Source organism: Pantoea endophytica (assembly GCF_002858935.1).
In the GTDB taxonomy this organism is placed as follows: Bacteria; Pseudomonadota; Gammaproteobacteria; order Enterobacterales; family Enterobacteriaceae; genus Pantoea; species Pantoea leporis.
This window is the reverse complement of record NZ_PJRT01000024.1, coordinates 31,467-48,051: the sequence shown is the minus strand read 5'-3', so window position 1 is coordinate 48,051 and position 16,585 is coordinate 31,467. Positions and strand designations below refer to the sequence as shown.

17 protein-coding genes are annotated in these 16,585 nt (G+C 52.3%); 9 read left to right on the top strand and 8 right to left on the bottom strand.

Annotation, left to right across the window (positions count from 1 at the left end; translation table 11 throughout):
• Positions 1 to 16 precede the first annotated feature (16 nt).
• The 3 genes from PZBJ_RS14595 to PZBJ_RS14585 all read left to right on the top strand — a co-directional run bounded on the left by PZBJ_RS14595 (position 17) and on the right by PZBJ_RS14585 (position 2,431).
• A complete protein-coding gene (locus PZBJ_RS14595) occupies positions 17 to 1,552 on the top strand; it encodes a catalase (RefSeq protein WP_101763061.1) in 1,536 nt (511 codons plus the stop codon).
• Positions 1,553 to 1,660: 108 nt separating this feature from the next.
• Entirely contained in the window at positions 1,661 to 2,077 is a 417-nt protein-coding gene (locus PZBJ_RS14590; RefSeq protein ID WP_061718371.1) for a secondary thiamine-phosphate synthase enzyme YjbQ, read from the top strand.
• A 3-nt stretch (positions 2,078 to 2,080) separates the two neighbouring features.
• Positions 2,081 to 2,431, top strand: a complete 351-nt coding sequence (locus PZBJ_RS14585) for an MmcQ/YjbR family DNA-binding protein (protein WP_101763060.1) — start codon at positions 2,081 to 2,083, stop codon at positions 2,429 to 2,431.
• Positions 2,432 to 2,437: 6 nt separating this feature from the next.
• Here the strand turns inward: PZBJ_RS14585 and PZBJ_RS14580 are convergent, their stop codons facing one another.
• A complete protein-coding gene (locus tag PZBJ_RS14580) occupies positions 2,438 to 3,502 on the bottom strand; it encodes an NAD(P)-dependent alcohol dehydrogenase (RefSeq protein WP_101763059.1) in 1,065 nt (354 codons plus the stop codon).
• Positions 3,503 to 3,721: 219 nt separating this feature from the next.
• Entirely contained in the window at positions 3,722 to 6,550 is a 2,829-nt protein-coding gene (gene uvrA / locus PZBJ_RS14575) for an excinuclease ABC subunit UvrA (RefSeq protein ID WP_101763058.1), read from the bottom strand.
• Between the two features lie 222 nt (positions 6,551 to 6,772).
• On the opposite strand from uvrA, the gene ssb1 reads away from it, so the two are divergent.
• Positions 6,773 to 7,327, top strand: a complete 555-nt coding sequence (gene ssb1 / locus PZBJ_RS14570; RefSeq protein WP_061718369.1) for a single-stranded DNA-binding protein SSB1 — start codon at positions 6,773 to 6,775, stop codon at positions 7,325 to 7,327.
• Positions 7,328 to 7,399: 72 nt separating this feature from the next.
• On the opposite strand, the gene PZBJ_RS14565 is transcribed toward ssb1, so the two are convergent.
• From PZBJ_RS14565 to PZBJ_RS14555, 3 genes are all read right to left on the bottom strand, one after another.
• Complete coding sequence (locus tag PZBJ_RS14565; protein ID WP_101763057.1) at positions 7,400 to 7,861, bottom strand: RES family NAD+ phosphorylase; 462 nt, start codon at positions 7,859 to 7,861, stop codon at positions 7,400 to 7,402.
• Positions 7,858 to 8,301 (bottom strand): Xre family toxin-antitoxin system antitoxin, encoded by a 444-nt coding sequence (gene parS / locus PZBJ_RS14560; RefSeq protein WP_101763056.1) that lies wholly within the window; start codon positions 8,299 to 8,301, stop codon positions 7,858 to 7,860. The genes PZBJ_RS14565 and parS overlap by 4 nt, the downstream gene beginning before the upstream one ends.
• A gap of 72 nt (positions 8,302 to 8,373) precedes the next feature.
• Entirely contained in the window at positions 8,374 to 8,901 is a 528-nt protein-coding gene (locus tag PZBJ_RS14555; protein ID WP_101763055.1) for an isochorismatase family protein, read from the bottom strand.
• Positions 8,902 to 9,022: 121 nt separating this feature from the next.
• On the opposite strand from PZBJ_RS14555, the gene PZBJ_RS14550 reads away from it, so the two are divergent.
• Together PZBJ_RS14550 and PZBJ_RS14545 are read left to right on the top strand one after the other, a co-directional pair.
• Entirely contained in the window at positions 9,023 to 9,853 is an 831-nt protein-coding gene (locus PZBJ_RS14550; RefSeq protein ID WP_101763054.1) for an AraC family transcriptional regulator, read from the top strand.
• A 72-nt stretch (positions 9,854 to 9,925) separates the two neighbouring features.
• A complete protein-coding gene (locus PZBJ_RS14545) occupies positions 9,926 to 10,879 on the top strand; it encodes a DMT family transporter (RefSeq protein ID WP_101763053.1) in 954 nt (317 codons plus the stop codon).
• Between the two features lie 934 nt (positions 10,880 to 11,813).
• On the opposite strand, the gene PZBJ_RS14540 is transcribed toward PZBJ_RS14545, so the two are convergent.
• Positions 11,814 to 12,209 carry an IS3 family transposase gene (locus tag PZBJ_RS14540; RefSeq protein WP_008109970.1) on the bottom strand — a complete coding sequence of 132 codons (396 nt, stop codon included), beginning with the start codon at positions 12,207 to 12,209 and terminating at the stop codon, positions 11,814 to 11,816.
• A gap of 526 nt (positions 12,210 to 12,735) precedes the next feature.
• Between PZBJ_RS14540 and PZBJ_RS14535 the strand changes: the two genes are divergently transcribed.
• Positions 12,736 to 13,992: an oligosaccharide flippase family protein gene (locus PZBJ_RS14535; RefSeq protein ID WP_101763052.1), complete on the top strand. Its 1,257-nt coding sequence runs from the start codon at positions 12,736 to 12,738 to the stop codon at positions 13,990 to 13,992.
• Between the two features lie 8 nt (positions 13,993 to 14,000).
• Positions 14,001 to 14,951 carry an ATP-grasp fold amidoligase family protein gene (locus tag PZBJ_RS14530; protein WP_101763051.1) on the top strand — a complete coding sequence of 317 codons (951 nt, stop codon included), beginning with the start codon at positions 14,001 to 14,003 and terminating at the stop codon, positions 14,949 to 14,951.
• A gap of 55 nt (positions 14,952 to 15,006) precedes the next feature.
• Here the strand turns inward: PZBJ_RS14530 and PZBJ_RS14525 are convergent, their stop codons facing one another.
• Positions 15,007 to 15,288, bottom strand: coding sequence for a YjcB family protein (locus PZBJ_RS14525; protein WP_008109973.1), 282 nt, complete (start codon positions 15,286 to 15,288; stop codon positions 15,007 to 15,009).
• Positions 15,289 to 15,542: 254 nt separating this feature from the next.
• Complete coding sequence (gene soxS / locus PZBJ_RS14520; RefSeq protein ID WP_036649992.1) at positions 15,543 to 15,974, bottom strand: superoxide response transcriptional regulator SoxS; 432 nt, start codon at positions 15,972 to 15,974, stop codon at positions 15,543 to 15,545.
• A gap of 98 nt (positions 15,975 to 16,072) precedes the next feature.
• On the opposite strand from soxS, the gene soxR reads away from it, so the two are divergent.
• Positions 16,073 to 16,549: a redox-sensitive transcriptional activator SoxR gene (gene soxR / locus PZBJ_RS14515; protein WP_101763050.1), complete on the top strand. Its 477-nt coding sequence runs from the start codon at positions 16,073 to 16,075 to the stop codon at positions 16,547 to 16,549.
• Positions 16,550 to 16,585: the final 36 nt, after the last annotated feature.

Here is a 16,585-nt window from a genome sequence, read left to right as displayed (position 1 = left end):
ACAAGGAAGCACGCTTATGACCCGGACCGCTTACTCTTTTGCAGTCAAACCCCTCGCTTATGTATTAGCCTTAGCCTTTTCCCTTCCGGTTTACAGCACCGCTTTAACGCGTGATAACGGCGCACCCGTCGGCGATAACCAGAACTCACAAACCGCAGGCGAAAATGGCGCAGTGTTACTGCAAGATGTGCAGCTGATCCAAAAGCTGCAACGCTTTGACCGAGAACGCATTCCAGAGCGCGTGGTACATGCACGCGGTACCGGCGCGCACGGCGAGTTCCGCGCCAGCAAAGATATCAGCGACTTAACCATTGCCGAAGTCTTTAAACCAGGCAGCGTGACGCCAGTATTTGTGCGCTTCTCATCCGTGGTGCACAGCAAACATTCACCGGAAACGCTGCGCGACCCGCGCGGTTTTGCCACCAAGTTTTACACCAGCCAGGGCAACTGGGATTTAGTGGGTAACAACCTGCCGGTATTCTTCATCCGCGACGCGATTAAATTCCCGGACATGGTGCATGCCTTTAAGCCTGATCCACGCACCAATCTTGGCAACGACGCGCGCACCTTTGATTTCTTCTCTCACGTACCGGAAGCCACGCATGGCCTGACCATGCTGTTCTCCAATATGGGAACGCCAGCAAACTATCGCCAGATGGATGGCAACAGCGTGCACGCTTATAAGTTCGTCAACGCCAAAGGCGAAGTGCACTACGTGAAATTCCACTGGAAAACCCTGCAGGGCGAGAAAAATCTCGATCCGGGCGAAGTGGCGGCTATTCAGAGCAGCACTTTCAGCCACATGACCGAAGATTTAGTGGCATCGATCAACAACAAAGACTTCCCGAAATGGGATCTCTATATTCAAACCATTAAAGCCAGCGATCTGGATAAGTTCGACTTCAATCCGCTGGACGCCACCAAAATCTGGCCGGGTATCGCAGAAGTGAAAGTCGGCCAGATGGAATTGAACCGCAACGTGGATAATTTCTTCCAGGAAACCGAGCAGGTGGCGATGGCGCCATCGAATCTGGTTCCGGGCATAGAGCCATCGGAAGATCGCTTGCTGCAAGGTCGTTTGTTCTCTTACGCCGATACCCAGATGCACCGTTTGGGCGCCAATGGCCTGACGTTGCCGGTCAACGCGCCGCGCGTGCCGGTGAGCAACGGTAATCAGGACGGCGCGATGAACAGCGGCAAGGCTGACGATCATGGCGTCAACTATCAGCCAAGCCGTGTCTATCCACGCGAAGAGCTGCAGAGCGCCCGATACAGCCACAGCCCGCTGAGCGGCACCACGCAGCAGGCGATGATTGCTAAAACGCAGAACTTTAAGCAGGCGGGCGATCTGTATCGTTCCTTCAATGACAAAGAGAAAACCGATCTGATCAATTCTCTGGGCGGCGCGCTGAAAGGCGTGGATGTGCAGAGCCGCGCCATTATGTTGTCGTACTTCTACAAGGCTGATAAAGAGTACGGCGAACGTCTGGCTGCAATTACTAAAGACGATGTGGGCAGCATCAAAACCATGGCCGCTAAGCTGAGCGACTAACCTTCAGTCGGCAGAGTTCACGCTCTGCCGTTTTTTCCTCTCTTCAGGGTTTACCTTTCGCCGACATGCTGCACACTTAAACGGTGTAATTACTTTTAGGATTCTGGCATGTGGCATCAACAAACGCTTACGCTTGGCGCCAAAGCGCGCGGCTTTCATCTGATCACCGACGAGATTGTCGGCCAGCTTCATGGCTTATCCGATGTGCGCGTCGGCCAACTGCATCTGCTGCTGCAACATACATCGGCGTCGTTAACGCTCAATGAGAATTGCGATCCCACCGTGCGCAGCGATATGGAGCAGCATTTCTTACGCCATGTTCCGGAAAGTGCGCCTTATCAGCACGATTACGAAGGGGCTGACGACATGCCGGCACACATCAAATCGTCACTGCTCGGCGTCTCGCTGCTGATTCCGGTTAACCGCGGTCGCCTGATGTTAGGTACGTGGCAGGGAATCTGGTTGGGTGAACATCGGGTGCAGGGCGGTGCGCGGCGTATCGTGGCGACCTTACAAGGGGAATAAAAGATGAATACTTCGGATTTACTGACGTACTGCATGAGCAAGCCGGGCGCGGAGCAAAGCTTTAAAGAGTGCTGGCAGGCGACGCAGATTAAAAGTGAAGGTGTGCTGTTTGCCATGCTTTATGAGGTAAAAGGGCGTCCGGCCTTGTCGCTGAAAGCCACGCCTGCGCTGGCGGAATTGTTACGTGAGGAGCACAACGATGTGTTTCCCAGCGAACATTTAAATAAGTCGCACTGGAGCACGCTGTGGCTGGATGGTTCGCTAAAAGATTCGCAGATTTATTATCTGGTGGATGCTTCCTGGCAACAGGCTGACGCCACGCGCGCGGCGGGCGTCAACCATGATGAACACTGAGGCGAATTAAGCCGCAGATTCCTCACGCAGGGTATTAATATCAATCACGAAGCGGTATTTCACGTCGCTTTTCAGCATACGTTCGTAGGCTTCGTTGATTTGATTCATCGCGATCAGTTCGATATCTGAAGTGATACCGTGCTTGCCGCAGAAATCCAGCATTTCCTGGGTTTCCGCGATGCCGCCAATCAGTGAACCGGCAATGCTGCGACGTTTCAAGATCAGGTTGAAGACCTGCGGTGCCGGATGATCGTGCTCCGGCGCGCCGACCAGCGTCATGTTGCCATCACGCTTCAGCAGGGCAATGAACGGGTTGAGATCGTGCTGCGCTGCAACGGTGTTCAGGATGAAGTCGAAGCTGTTGGTGTGTGCGGCCATTTGGTCGGCATCTTTCGAGATCACCACTTCATCAGCGCCCAGACGTTTACCATCTTCAATTTTTGACGGTGACGTGGTGAACAGCACCACATGTGCGCCCATCGCATGAGCTAGCTTCACGCCCATGTGACCAAGGCCGCCCAAACCAACGATACCAACTTTTTTACCCGGACCGACATTCCAGTGGCGCAGCGGTGAGTAAGTGGTGATACCGGCACACAGCAGTGGCGCAACGCCCGCCAGATCGAGATTTTCTGGTACGCGCAGCACGAAGCTTTCATCTACTACCATGCTGGTGGAATAACCGCCGTAGGTGATGGCTTTGGTTTCACGGTCTTCACCGTTGTAAGTACCAACGAAGCCATTCTCGCAATACTGCTCCAGCCCTTCCTGACAGCTTGGACAGCTGCGGCAGGAATCAACCATACAGCCAACGCCGACCAAATCGCCCACTTTGTAGTTGTGGGTGTGAGCGCCAACGGCCGTCACGCGACCGACAATTTCATGGCCAGGCACCACAGGAAAAATGGTGTTGCGCCATTCGTTGCGCGCGGTATGCAGGTCCGAGTGGCAGACGCCGCAGTACAACACTTCAATCTGCACATCATGAGCGCGCAGTTCGCGTGGCTTAAAATCGAACGGGGCGAGTTTTGCTTTCGCGTCCTGTGCGGCATAGGCATGCGTAATATTCATGGTGTCTCCAGTAGGATATGTCGTGATTTCTATGCGGGATCCCGTTCAGCACACTGAAGGGATAAAGGGCGTAAGGGACGCCAAAAGGAACGTTGTAAGGATAGTCAGCAGGGGGGAATGCGTATATGCCTGAAGTTGTCTGATTCTTGCCTGTTCCTGCATTTCGTTGCGGAATCCGACAGAAAAAAACAGGCCCGCAATGGCGGGCCTGAGAGAAATTTACTTCTTCAACATTGGCTTAAGGAAACGCGCCGTGTGTGATTTTTCACACTCCGCCACCGTTTCTGGCGTGCCGGACACCAGGATTTCACCGCCGCCGCTGCCGCCTTCCGGGCCGAGATCGACAATCCAGTCTGCGGTTTTCACCACGTCGAGGTTGTGCTCAATCACCACGATGGTGTTGCCCTGATCGCGCAGCTGATGCAGCACTTCCAGTAACTGCTGAATATCCGCAAAGTGCAGGCCGGTGGTCGGCTCATCGAGGATATAGAGCGTCTGGCCTGTGCCGCGTTTTGACAGCTCACGCGCCAGCTTGACGCGCTGCGCTTCACCACCAGAAAGCGTGGTAGCTGACTGGCCCAGACGGATATACGACAGGCCGACATCGACCAGCGTTTGCAGCTTACGCGCCAGCGCCGGCACCGCATCAAAAAATTCGCGTGCTTCTTCGATGGTCATATCCAGCACTTCGTGGATGCTCTTGCCTTTGTATTTAATCTCCAGCGTTTCGCGGTTATAGCGCTTGCCTTTGCACTGGTCGCACGGCACGTAGATGTCGGGCAGAAAGTGCATCTCTACCTTGATCACGCCGTCACCCTGACAGGCTTCGCAGCGTCCGCCGCGCACGTTGAAGCTGAAGCGCCCCGGATTGTAGCCGCGTGAACGCGCTTCCGGCACGCCGGCGAACAGTTCGCGCACCGGAGTGAAAATGCCGGTGTAGGTCGCGGGATTCGAACGCGGTGTGCGACCGATCGGGCTCTGATCGATATCGATCACTTTATCGAAATGCTCCAGGCCGGCGATTTCACGATAAGGCGCGGCTTCGATGGTGGTCGCGCCGTTGAGCTGGCGCTGCGCAATCGGGAACAGCGTATCGTTGATCAGCGTCGATTTACCCGATCCGGACACGCCGGTGATGCAGGTAAATAAGCCGACCGGAATCGTCAGCGTGACATCTTTGAGGTTGTTACCGCGCGCACCGGTGAGTTTCAGCACTTTGGCTGGATCGCCTTTGACGCGCTCTTGGGGAATCGCAATCTCGCGTTTGCCGCTAAGGAACTGGCCGGTCAGGGAATTTTCATTCGCCATGATCGCGTGCACATCACCTTCGGCAACCACCTGACCACCGTGCACGCCCGCGCCCGGACCGATATCGATCACATGGTCAGCGGCACGAATCGCATCCTCATCGTGCTCCACCACAATCACCGTGTTACCGAGATCGCGCAGGTGAATCAGCGTGCCCAGCAGGCGTTCGTTGTCGCGCTGGTGAAGGCCGATTGAGGGTTCATCCAGCACGTACATCACGCCGACCAAACCGGCACCAATCTGGCTGGCCAGACGAATACGCTGCGCTTCACCGCCGGAGAGCGTTTCCGCCGAGCGTGACATCGACAGGTAATTCAGGCCGACGTTCACCAGGAAGCTCAGGCGGTCGCCAATCTCCTTCAGGATTTTTTCCGCAATCTGCGCACGCTGGCCGCTCAGCTTCATGTTGGCGAAGAAATCCATCGCGTGACCGATGCTCATTTCTGAGATGGTCGGCAGGTTGGTGTCTTCAACAAAAACATGACGCGCTTCACGACGCAGACGCGTACCTTCACAGCTGGCGCAGGCACGGTTGCTGATAAATTTCGCCAGCTCTTCACGCACCGCGTTGGATTCCGTCTCTTTATAACGGCGCTCCATGTTGTGCAGCACGCCTTCAAACGGATGGCGGCGCACTGAGGTGTCACCGCGATCGTTGATGTATTTGAATTCGATATTCTCTTTGCCGGAACCGTACAGAATCACTTCGCGCGCTTTGTCGCTTAGGCTGTTAAACGGAGCTTCAACATCGAATTGCAGATGCTCTGCCAGCGAGCGCAGCATCTGGAAGTAGTAGAAGTTACGGCGATCCCAGCCGCGGATGGCGCCTCCGGCCAGCGACAGCTCGGGGTTCTGCACCACTCGATCGGGATCAAAATATTGCTGCACGCCCAGGCCATCGCAGGTCGGGCAGGCGCCAGCCGGGTTGTTGAACGAGAACAGGCGCGGTTCGAGTTCACGCATGCTGTAGCCACAGATTGGGCAGGCAAAGTTGGCCGAGAACAGCATCTCTTCGGCGCTGGTATCGTCCATATCGGCGACGATCGCCGTGCCACCGCTCAGTTCCAGCGTGGTCTCAAAGGATTCGGCCAGACGCGTTGCCAGGTCCTCGCGCACGCGGAAGCGGTCAATCACCACTTCGATGGTGTGCTTCTTCTGTAACTCCAGCTTCGGTGGATCCGACAGATCGCACACTTCGCCATCGATACGCGCACGGATATAGCCCTGCGCGGCGAGGTTTTCCAGCGTTTTGGTGTGTTCGCCTTTGCGATCTTTCACCACCGGCGCCAGCAGCATCAGACGACGGCCTTCTTCCTGCGACAGCACCTGATCGACCATTTGACTCACGGTTTGCGCCGCCAGTGGAACGTCATGATCCGGACAACGCGGTTCACCCACGCGCGCGAACAGCAGGCGCAGGTAGTCATGAATTTCGGTAATGGTGCCGACAGTGGAACGCGGGTTATGCGAAGTCGATTTCTGCTCAATGGAGATGGCGGGCGAAAGACCTTCAATATGGTCAACGTCCGGTTTCTCCATTAATGAAAGAAACTGGCGCGCATAGGCCGAAAGCGACTCGACATAGCGACGCTGGCCTTCCGCATACAGCGTATCAAACGCCAGCGAAGACTTACCGGAACCTGACAGACCGGTGACCACAATGAGCTTATCGCGAGGGATGATCAGGTTGATGTTCTTCAAATTATGGGTGCGAGCACCGCGGACTTCGATCTTATCCATTCACCTTTCCCGGATTGAACAACACTCGCCATGCCTTGCCAGCACGACCAGCAGAAACGGTCCATTATGGCACAAAAAATAAACTGAATAAATATCCAGTGTTTTTGCTATTCTGTCCGCCGATAAATTTTGGAATCCCGCTCTAAAGTGGGCACACGCCAATGTGACGTGATACAATTTTTCGCTTAGACTTTTAGCATCAACTCATCGGGAGACAGCAACATGGCCAGTCGTGGCGTAAACAAAGTGATTCTAGTCGGGAATCTGGGTCAGGATCCGGAAGTGCGCTACATGCCAAATGGTGGCGCGGTAGCCAACATTACGCTGGCCACGTCAGAAAGCTGGCGCGATAAGACAACCGGTGAAAACAAAGAGATCACGGAATGGCACCGCGTTGTGCTGTTCGGCAAGCTGGCGGAAGTGGCTGGCGAATACCTGCGTAAAGGTTCTCAGGTTTACATCGAAGGTCAGCTGCGTACCCGCAAATGGACCGATCAAGCCGGCCAGGAAAAATACACCACTGAAGTGGTGGTTAACGTTGGCGGCACCATGCAGATGCTGGGCGGACGTCAGCAGGGCGCGAACGCAGGTGGCGCACCGGCGGGCGGCCAGGGCGGCGGCAATAATAACGGTTGGGGCCAGCCACAGCAGCCACAACAGCAGCCGCAAGGCGGTGGCAACCAGTTCAGCGGCGGTGCGCAGCAGCGTCCACAGCAGCAGAGCGCGCCAGCCAACAACGAACCGCCAATGGATTTTGACGACGATATTCCGTTCTAAAAATACAGAATGTAGTATCTGTTTAGAGCCCCGCAATGCGGGGCTTTTTATTGCTCAAAAAAGATATTTTTATTATTTAATCAATCGCTTATCGAATGAAAACGGCAGCTTTTTTATGCTCGACAGATAATCCTCAAATACCGTATGTTCCGGATTCAATATCGCATTATTTTCCATCGGAATAATGCTTGAGGGAATAATCAACGCTGCACCTTCCCCCGATTGAAGCCAACCTGTACCCAAATCCATAGTCGAAACCGGAGCCGGATCCTGTCGCCAATCGGTTGGCAAAAATTCTTCTCCAATATAGGAGACTTCATCGTCAGGAATCTCGATGCTGAATAAAGTGTAATCATCCAAAATCGACTCGTTCGAAACGTGCACCAGCACTTCAAGTGCAGCAAGTGAAACCGAGGTTGCGACATAAATGGTTGCGTGGCCTTTGTGATTCCAGCGGCCACCGTACTGTTTCGCACCGTTGCCGGTCCAGGCTTCAGAAGCGTATAGCGTTTTGGTTAGCCGATAGAAAATCACGAGAAGACACCATGCTCCAAACGGCCAATCAAATCGAGCACATCCAGTGCGCCGCTTTCCGTGGCTAGCAATGTAATAGGTGCAATGTTGCCTAATCCTTTGACCGGCCGGCTTAACCATTGCGTAGCATCTTCTTTATTACCACCAAACAATTGAACGGCTGCATCCATCACTCGGACGAAGCGGGCTATGCGTTCGCTCTCATCGGGTGACAAGCTTTTACCTGCGCTTTTACGGCGGGCAATATTTCGCTCATTGATGCCAGTGACCTTCATAATTTCGGCTCTACTCATTGCCGACCAATGACGAATGTCATCAATCACCGCGACCGGCAAGCCCGCCTCAAGCATGCGAGTTAGCTCCAATCCGCGTGGGGGTAAGCCAGCAAAGCGCCAAAGTGCATTGTCATGTGATTTGCCATCAGGAATGTAGGCTCTCATAAAATTCTCCAGGTCTGACAAATGTCATACTCTATTATTGACACTTGTCAGAAGTTTTCAATAGCAGAACCTCTAATGCGGTCGCCATTCCCGCAATAACGCTTCCGTCTCACGTACCAGCACCGGGTTGCCCGGCATAATCAAATCGGCCCACACTTCGTTGTGCTGATTAATTTGCTGTTGTGCGGAAACATAGGTGCGGTCGGCGGTGGTATGCGCATCGGCGGCGACGGTGATGTGATAGCCGAGGCTGGCGCCGACTTTGATGGTGGTATCGACACAGTAATCGGTCGCGCAGCCGCAAATAACGAAGCTTTTAATACCGCGTTGGTCGAGCTGAGCGGCGAGATCGGTTTGCCAGAAACTGTCGCAGGCGGTTTTATTGACAAAGATGGCGTTGGCCAGCTGATTCAACTCGGGGACGATGGCCCAGCCTGCTGAATTGACCTCTAAACCTGGCCCAACGTGCTGGATGAAGATCACCTGATCGGCCGCAGCGGTTAACTGATTGATCCGCTCGCAGCGTCCGGCACGATCAAAACGCGGCGATGCCAGCACGCCATTTTGCATATCCACTACCACAACCACACGATTAGCCATTTTGATCTCCTGTTAAGTTTTGACAGTGTCCGGTGAACTCGCAACGAGGTAAAGCAAATCCGCTTTGCATTTATCGCCACTGCCGCGCATGCTTATAAGCGATTTTTCCCGGAGGTGTGTCGTGAAGGTGGTTCCTGAAATCTTTCCTTGTGAGCAAGATCGTGCGCAGTTTCAGCATTTTGCTGAGCTGCCGGGCATCGAGCTGTATCAGGCGCACATCTCCCGCTACGCTTTTGAACCGCATACCCATGAAGCCTTTGGCATCGGCACTATCGAATCCGGCGCCCAGCGCTTTCGCTATCGCGGAGCCAGTTACACCGCGCCGCAGCATTCGCTGGTGATGATGAATCCTGACGAGCTGCACACCGGTGAATCTGCCTGCGACGAAGGCTGGCGTTATCGCATGATCTATATCGATCCGCAGGAGATGGATCGTCTGACCGGCGATCGTCATTGGTGGTTCACCGATGCTCTGCGCACCGATGCGCGTCTGGCGCAGCCGTTTTCTCAATTGCTGGCGCAGATGTGGCAGGCGGAAACCCCGCTGGAGCGTGAAAGCATTTTGCTCGAACTGCTGGAGTTAATGCGTCCGCTGGCGCGTCAGGGACAGCAGCGACCTGTCGAAGGTGCACATCGCTTTGATGCGGTAAGAGACTATTTGCGTGAAAATCTCGCCGAACCGGTGCGCCTCGAAGAACTTGCTGCGCTGGCATCACTGTCGCCGTGGCATTTCCTGCGCAGTTTTAAACAACACTTCCACGTCACGCCGCATCAAATGCTGATGGCTTTTCGTCTGTTCGCAGCAAAACAGCAGCTGGCACGCGGCGACAGTGCGGCAACCGTCGCGGCATCGGTTGGTCTTACCGATCAGGCTCATCTCACCCGCGCCTTCGCGCATCGCTACGGCATCACGCCGGGCCGCTATCAAAAACAAGTGTTCCCTTCACGCTAACCGCAATCTGCTACAAGCCTTTAGCCCCCGCCTGCGTCACACTGCAGCGGAATGCATATAAAGGAAGAGTTTATGTTTGCTGGAATACTGTTTGCGCTGGCGGCGGGACTGATGTGGGGATTGATCTTTGTGGGCCCGCTGTTAATACCGGATTATCCCGGCACCTTGCAATCGGCCGGACGCTACGTTGCCTTTGGTTTGGTGGTGTTGCCGCTCGCCTGGCTGGATCGCCGTCGTTTGCGTCAGCTGTCGCGCAAAGACTGGATTGAAGCGCTGAAGCTGTCGCTGATTGGCAATTTGCTCTATTACGCGTTTCTCGCCAGCGCGATTCAACGCACCGGTGCGCCCATTTCTACCATGATTATCGGCACCTTGCCGGTGGTGATTACCGTGACGGCCAATCTCTGTTATGGCCATCTTGAAGGGCGCTTGCCGTGGCGTAAATTGACGCCAGCGTTGCTGATTATTGCTGTGGGCCTGGCTTGCGTGAATGCCGCCGAACTCCAGACGCAAGGCCCCGATTTTGATTGGTCACGCTATCTCACCGGTTTAGGGTTAGCGGTTCTGGCGGTGGCATGCTGGACATGGTATCCGCTGCGTAATGGTTTATGGTTACGCGCGCATCCCCAGCACAAGCCATCCAGCTGGGCGACGGCACAAGGTTTGGTGACGCTGCCGCTGGCAATAGTGTTCTATCTATTAGTCTGCGTGCAGCTTCACTGGCAGCAACCTGCATTTGCGCTGCCATTCGGGACGCAGCCGCAACGCTTTCTATTATTGATGTTAGGTATCGGGCTGATTTGCTCATGGTTGGGCACGCTCTGCTGGAATGCGGCCAGCCAACGCGTGCCGACGGTGATCATGGGGCCGCTGATTGTGTTCGAAACCTTAGCCGGTTTGCTGTGGACATTTCTGTGGCGACAAAGCTGGCCGCCGTTGCTAACCGCGCTTGGCATTGGTTGTTTGATTATTGGCGTGATCTACGCGATGCGTATTAAACCCCAGCCGCACATCACTGCGGTATAGGTCATCAAAATCAGCGCTGCTGAAAAATCATTTCGGCAGCGTACTACGCTGTATTTTAAGAATTTGACTAACCCTTTTCACTCGCCTCTTCGCCCATTCAGGCGCTCAGCTGGCCATCGATATAACATTTTGGCTAATTGCAGCCCTCTTTTTAGCGCTGATTTGTCATAAAAAGTCATACCGTTTCATCCGGCGCATGAGTGTTTAACCGTATTAAGGCTTCCTGAACCTTCACAAATCTCCGATCTTCCTGGCTATCGCAGGCCCTAAAGCGTAAAAAACCGACGCATTAACGCGCAAAAACATGCATCTAACCTACCGTTTATTGCCATTTGGCACTGAAGATTGGCACTTGAAAACCACTTTTTGCTTAAGGGAATCGAGAGATGTTAAGAAAGATTCCATTAACCTTTGGCAAAAAACCATTAAGCGTAGCGATGAATAGGGTGCAGGAATTTAACTTATTTCCCGCTTTTTGGCCGTTATTGTTTAGGACAGGTAACCTTTGTTATCAGGATTATTCCTGGCAACAGAAGAGGGAGTTATGGTCTACGCGCGTCAAACGATTGACGAATCGATCGCAGAACAGATCCAGATGAAAACAGAGGTTGTGTGTGAGCGGTTACACGCGGTTGTTCATTAATGCTTAACAGAACTATCCGCATTCAGGACTGATGATTAATGTTGGTAAAGTAATAATCGAAGCGCCAATCTCACCGAAATGAGATTGGACTTCGTTAGAATGGCTTGAATAGAGAGACTTTTGCTGATGTGAATCTATTTTACCGCAAAAAAGGAAGCAATTCCGCGATGGTATTCATCAGGAAAAATTGGTGCGAATTGTTATGTTGTGAACGCCGTATTAAATGATCTTCATATCTTCTGGTAAGAACAAATCTCAGCATTAGGTCAAATAACATCGGCCTTAATGGTATTAGCGATTATCTGTACCTGCAGGATAATGATAAACGCTACGGCTAATATCCAGTAAACGGCAGCTACGACGGGTACCTATGTCGAATGTCGTTTGCAGAAAGTTAACCGCCTGACGCTTTTCATTGGTGGTGAAGAAGTTTTTCAATACGCTTTGCAGCATCTCTTTATCGGAACTCAGTGATTGCAGCTCACGCGTGAGGTTAAGTAGCTGATCTTCCAGCTCCTTGATTTTTCTACCTTCTTCGGAAGAGAGCCCAGAAAACTTCTTCTTCCAGCTATAGAAAGTGGCCTCGGAAATGCCAAGCTCCTCACAAATCTCCCTGACTTTCACTCCCGTTTCAGAAGCTTTAATGGCATTTGTGATTTGCTCTTCGCTATATCGTGACTTTCTCATAAATGCTATTACCTTTCTTATCAATTAGTGGATGAGAATTACTGTATTAATATCTGGCACTGCAAAAACACTATTAATGCAGTATTAAAGTGCGCGATTTGAATTGCGAGGGTTAAATTAAGATATTTAGAAGAAATATCATCATGGGATAAATCTTATTTTATTCCGAATGGCATTGAACGCCTTCCTGGCTTTAGGTTTTTGATATAAATTCTCTCCATCCCAAATGCAGAAAAATACTACATTCATTGGAAAATCGGCATAAACCACTTGCAGAAATGTCAGGGTATGCCAGTAAACTTTTGCTTAGAATTTAGGCTGAAATCGTTTACATCCACCGAGTTTCGCACCGGATATAATCGGAATTTTCCTGAATATAATTCCTAATTGCTGACGCGAGTCTCATTTTTCGGACCAGTTTGGTTTGAAGTTAATAAATTAAGTCAGGCCCACTGAGCGCTTGTTAATTCATTTCAAGGACGTTGTACCGAAAGTTGTTGTAGTTCGTAATACTAAGGATCAGTCAATGAAATTGAGCGTAATGTCGAATGCCGCCTGGATGATGTCTGAAAAGATCGTCTCCGTGTTCGGCGTCATATTTGTGACCTCCTACGTGGCAAAATCCTTTGGTCCAACCATCTTTGGCCAAATGGCGTTTTCGACCTCACTGTTTTCCATGGTGCAGACCGTGGCGATTTTCGGTACGGAAACCATTCTGTTTAAACGTATCAGTAAGAGTGCACCGAAAGGGCTCCGCCTGATGACCGTAGCGCGCAACATGCGCATGGTTTTGCTGTTGCTCACATCGCTGCCCGTCTTGATTTGGGTCTGGTACAACATGCAGGAAAACTTCCTCGCTTTTGCACTGGCCTCGTTTATCTCTTCGGTTTTCGTGACGCAGGACACCTTCAGTGTCTACAACAATGCGCGCTTAGCGTCGCGGCTGAATACCATCGCCAACTCTGTCGGATTGCTGCTGGGCTTCAGCTTAAGTTTCGCCATTGCCTGGCTGCACCTCAATCCGCTATGGCTGACCGTTTCGATTGTCGCCGTCACGTTGGTGCCGTACGTCATTAAGCGTTTTAACTTTTATCGCGAAAATCAGGATGTGGCGCCGCCACAGGATAAGCGCAACACCTATCTGCGCTATTTGCTGTACGCCGGATTGCCGCTGGCCATCTCCAGCATCTTTATCTCGGTGCAGGTGAAAGCGGCACAGATGTTCCTGGCAGGCATCGCCTCAGCGCGCGATCTTGGTTTGTTCGCCGCCGCCAATACCATTTCGGCCTCCTGGATTTTTATCCCGGTCGCCATCATCACTTCCTGCTTTTCGGAAATCTTCCGTGAGCGTGGAGAAACCGCCATCAAGCTGACAGCACGGCTTAATGGTTATGTCATGGGTGTTTCATTGTTGTTGTTAGCGGTGATCGCGATGTACGGCGAAAAAATCATCATCGCTTTATATGGTCACGAGTACACACAGTCAGGAAGTCTCATTACGTTGTTGTCGTTAGCAACCTGCTTTTCGGCGATGGGGACCGTAGCGTATCGCTACATGGTCAAAGAAGGCGGGTTTAATTATCTGTTGAAGAAAATCGTTTGCCTGATGGTCATCAGCTTGCCGCTGTCGTGGTGGCTGATCCAGAGCTACGGCATCATGGGTGCCGCATGGAGCGTTTTCATCTCAGAATTGCTGTCTCTTACCGTAATGAATTACTTCTTCAAAAACGGCGTCATCCAAAAAATCCAGGTTTCCTCACTCAACTACAAAACCTACAAATGAGGTCAGATATGCTCAAGTTGAAAGATGAACTCAGAAGAAGCGTTCAGTACTTCATCAAGAAGATGCCCTGGGCATACCAGGATCGTATCTACTATTTTCACAAGTTCCGCAAATTGCCTAATCTGCGCGAGCCGAAAGTGTTTAACGAGAAGGTGCTGTATCGCAAATTCATCCATGGCGATTATCAGATTTATGGTCGTCTGTCGGACAAATATTCGGTGCGTGAATATATCGCCGAGAAGGTGGGCAGCGAATACCTGATCCCGCTGGTTTACGAGACCAGCGATCCCAGCTCATTGCACACGCTGCCGAGCTGGAAAAATACCGTTATCAAGCCGAATCACGCCTCCAACATGGTGGAGATCCTGCTGGAAGAGCCGGATGCGTTGAAGAAGCAGCAGATTATCAACGATTGTCATCGCTGGTTGAAGACCGATTTCGCCAACGAAGCGCGCGAGATTCACTATCGCTACATCAAGCCACGCATTCTGGTGGAGCAGTACATTGGCGATGGTAAATCGGCACCGATTGACTACAAGTTCCACATGTTCAACAAGCGCGACGGTAGCTTTGAGTATGTGCTGCAGGTGATCTACAACCGCTGCAATCCGCTGTTGTCGATGAACTTCTACGTCAACAACCTCAACGAGGCGTATCACAAAATTCGTGATACCGGCCTGGACGTGACGCCGCAAATGGCCTCGTTGCAGCACGCGTTGGCGTTGAGTAAAAAGCTGGCGAGCGATTTCGATTATGTGCGCGTGGATTGGTACATCGATAACGAGCAGATCTACTTCGGCGAATTAACCTTCACGCCGGGCGCGGGTTTGGTGACCGGTCTGGATCGCGGGCTAAATCAGATGATGGGTGATATGTGGATTCAGGATCGTCGCGGTACGAAGATACCGGGCATCACGGTGGCGGAAGTGACCATTCCGGCCGTATTGAAGAAAATTTAGAATCACACAGCAAAATAAAAAACCCCGCTTCGGCGGGGTTTTTTATTGGCGGCGATTAAGGCATTGGCCAATCGGTTGGCGTCTGGCTCATCACTTCGATAAAGGCGTTTTTGGAGATTTCCATAAAGTTATGCAGATTCTCCATGCTCAGCGTGATACCGAGCAGGCCGGTCACAAACCAGCAAGACATGCCAACGCCGATGCCACCGCACAGCAGCGCCATCACGTGGTGACTGTTCTGACGCAGTCGAATTTTCATGGTGCTGGCGAAAAACATCATTACCGCACTCAGGAGTTCCCAGCGCATTACAATCAAACTGGTGGTTAGGGTGGCCATCTGCAAAAACCTCTTAGAATCAGTGATATCCCCGACATTCAATCGACATCACTGGCGGCTAAGAAGGAAGGTCAGGGAAGTCCTTCTGGCCGTCTTACTGAAGACAGAAAAGTGTGACTTGGCTCACATTATATCACTCGATTTTAAATTTTGAACAAAATTTATACCGGGTCAGGTAGAAAGATTTTTATCGAACTGAGGAAAAAAATAGGCAGGAAAAGCGAGGTGCGCCCGCAAGGGGCGCGCAGAGAGGGTTAGCTAACCGGGCAGCACTCGCCGGTGGTACGCTGGGCAAAACTGGTCATGTTGTTGTCTGCACAGTCAAAACTGAGCAAGCGCGGACGCTGAATCATCGCCTGACGACGCATGGTGTGACGATAAGCGGTTGGCGTTTGCGAGAACTGACGGCGGAACACGCGCGAGAACGTCTGCTGCGAATCGTAACCGTATTGCATCGCGATATCGAACACCGGACGCTGGGTTTGACGCAGCGCTTCAGCGGCCAGCGTCAGACGACGTTCGCGAATATAGCCACCCAGCGTTTGTTTCGTGACGGCACGGAACATACGCTGCAGATGCCATTTTGAGTAACCTGATTTTGCCGCGACTTCATCAATTGACAGCGCTTTATCCAGATTCTGATCGATCCAGTTGGACAGCGAATGAATGATTTCCTGTTGCATCATAGCCTCATCCTTCTGATGTTTTTTGCCTGGTAAGAAATTCGAAGTTTTGCTGGGGTGCGAGTATAATTCCTCAAGTTAACTTGAGGTAAAGGCCCTAAATGAAAAAAGAACGCAATTACCCGAAGCCGGTTTTGACGCCGGGTGAAGTGGCGAAGCGCAGCGGCGTGGCGGTGTCTGCGCTGCACTTCTATGAGACCAAAGGATTGATCTGTAGCTCGCGCAACGGCGGCAACCAACGTCGCTACAGCCGTGACGTGCTGCGTCGCGTTGCCATCATCAAAATTGCACAACGCATTGGCATTCCGCTGGCGACGGTGAGCGACAGCCTGACGCATGTGCCGGCTAATAAACGGATGTCGACACAAGAGTGGGACGCGCTGACGCAGCACTGGCGCGAGGAGCTGGATAAACGCATCGAAACCCTCACGCGCTTGCGTAACGATCTTGATGGCTGCATTGGCTGCGGCTGTTTATCGATGCGCGATTGCCCGCTGCGCAATCCCGGTGACCGGTTGGGCGAGCAAGGTTCGGGCGCGGTGTTACTCGATCCGGAACAGGACGAGCAAAAACGCTGATCGACTATACTTGGCGGAACACTTTTACCGGCAAGG

Excerpts from the sequence above, each read along its gene's own strand:
- PZBJ_RS14545 (WP_101763053.1), top strand. The coding sequence starts at position 9,926 with ATGTTTGCTGGAATACTGTTTGCGCTGGCGGCGGGACTGATGTGGGGA.
- PZBJ_RS14595 (WP_101763061.1), top strand. The coding sequence starts at position 17 with ATGACCCGGACCGCTTACTCTTTTGCAGTCAAACCCCTCGCTTATGTA.
- PZBJ_RS14530 (WP_101763051.1), top strand. The coding sequence starts at position 14,001 with ATGCTCAAGTTGAAAGATGAACTCAGAAGAAGCGTTCAGTACTTCATC.
- uvrA (WP_101763058.1), bottom strand. The coding sequence starts at position 6,550 with ATGGATAAGATCGAAGTCCGCGGTGCTCGCACCCATAATTTGAAGAAC.
- ssb1 (WP_061718369.1), top strand. The coding sequence starts at position 6,773 with ATGGCCAGTCGTGGCGTAAACAAAGTGATTCTAGTCGGGAATCTGGGT.
- PZBJ_RS14585 (WP_101763060.1), top strand. The coding sequence starts at position 2,081 with ATGAATACTTCGGATTTACTGACGTACTGCATGAGCAAGCCGGGCGCG.
- PZBJ_RS14525 (WP_008109973.1), bottom strand. The coding sequence starts at position 15,288 with ATGGCCACCCTAACCACCAGTTTGATTGTAATGCGCTGGGAACTCCTG.
- parS (WP_101763056.1), bottom strand. The coding sequence starts at position 8,301 with ATGAGAGCCTACATTCCTGATGGCAAATCACATGACAATGCACTTTGG.
- PZBJ_RS14555 (WP_101763055.1), bottom strand. The coding sequence starts at position 8,901 with ATGGCTAATCGTGTGGTTGTGGTAGTGGATATGCAAAATGGCGTGCTG.
- soxR (WP_101763050.1), top strand. The coding sequence starts at position 16,073 with ATGAAAAAAGAACGCAATTACCCGAAGCCGGTTTTGACGCCGGGTGAA.
- PZBJ_RS14540 (WP_008109970.1), bottom strand. The coding sequence starts at position 12,209 with ATGAGAAAGTCACGATATAGCGAAGAGCAAATCACAAATGCCATTAAA.
- PZBJ_RS14580 (WP_101763059.1), bottom strand. The coding sequence starts at position 3,502 with ATGAATATTACGCATGCCTATGCCGCACAGGACGCGAAAGCAAAACTC.
- soxS (WP_036649992.1), bottom strand. The coding sequence starts at position 15,974 with ATGATGCAACAGGAAATCATTCATTCGCTGTCCAACTGGATCGATCAG.
- PZBJ_RS14590 (WP_061718371.1), top strand. The coding sequence starts at position 1,661 with ATGTGGCATCAACAAACGCTTACGCTTGGCGCCAAAGCGCGCGGCTTT.
- PZBJ_RS14535 (WP_101763052.1), top strand. The coding sequence starts at position 12,736 with ATGAAATTGAGCGTAATGTCGAATGCCGCCTGGATGATGTCTGAAAAG.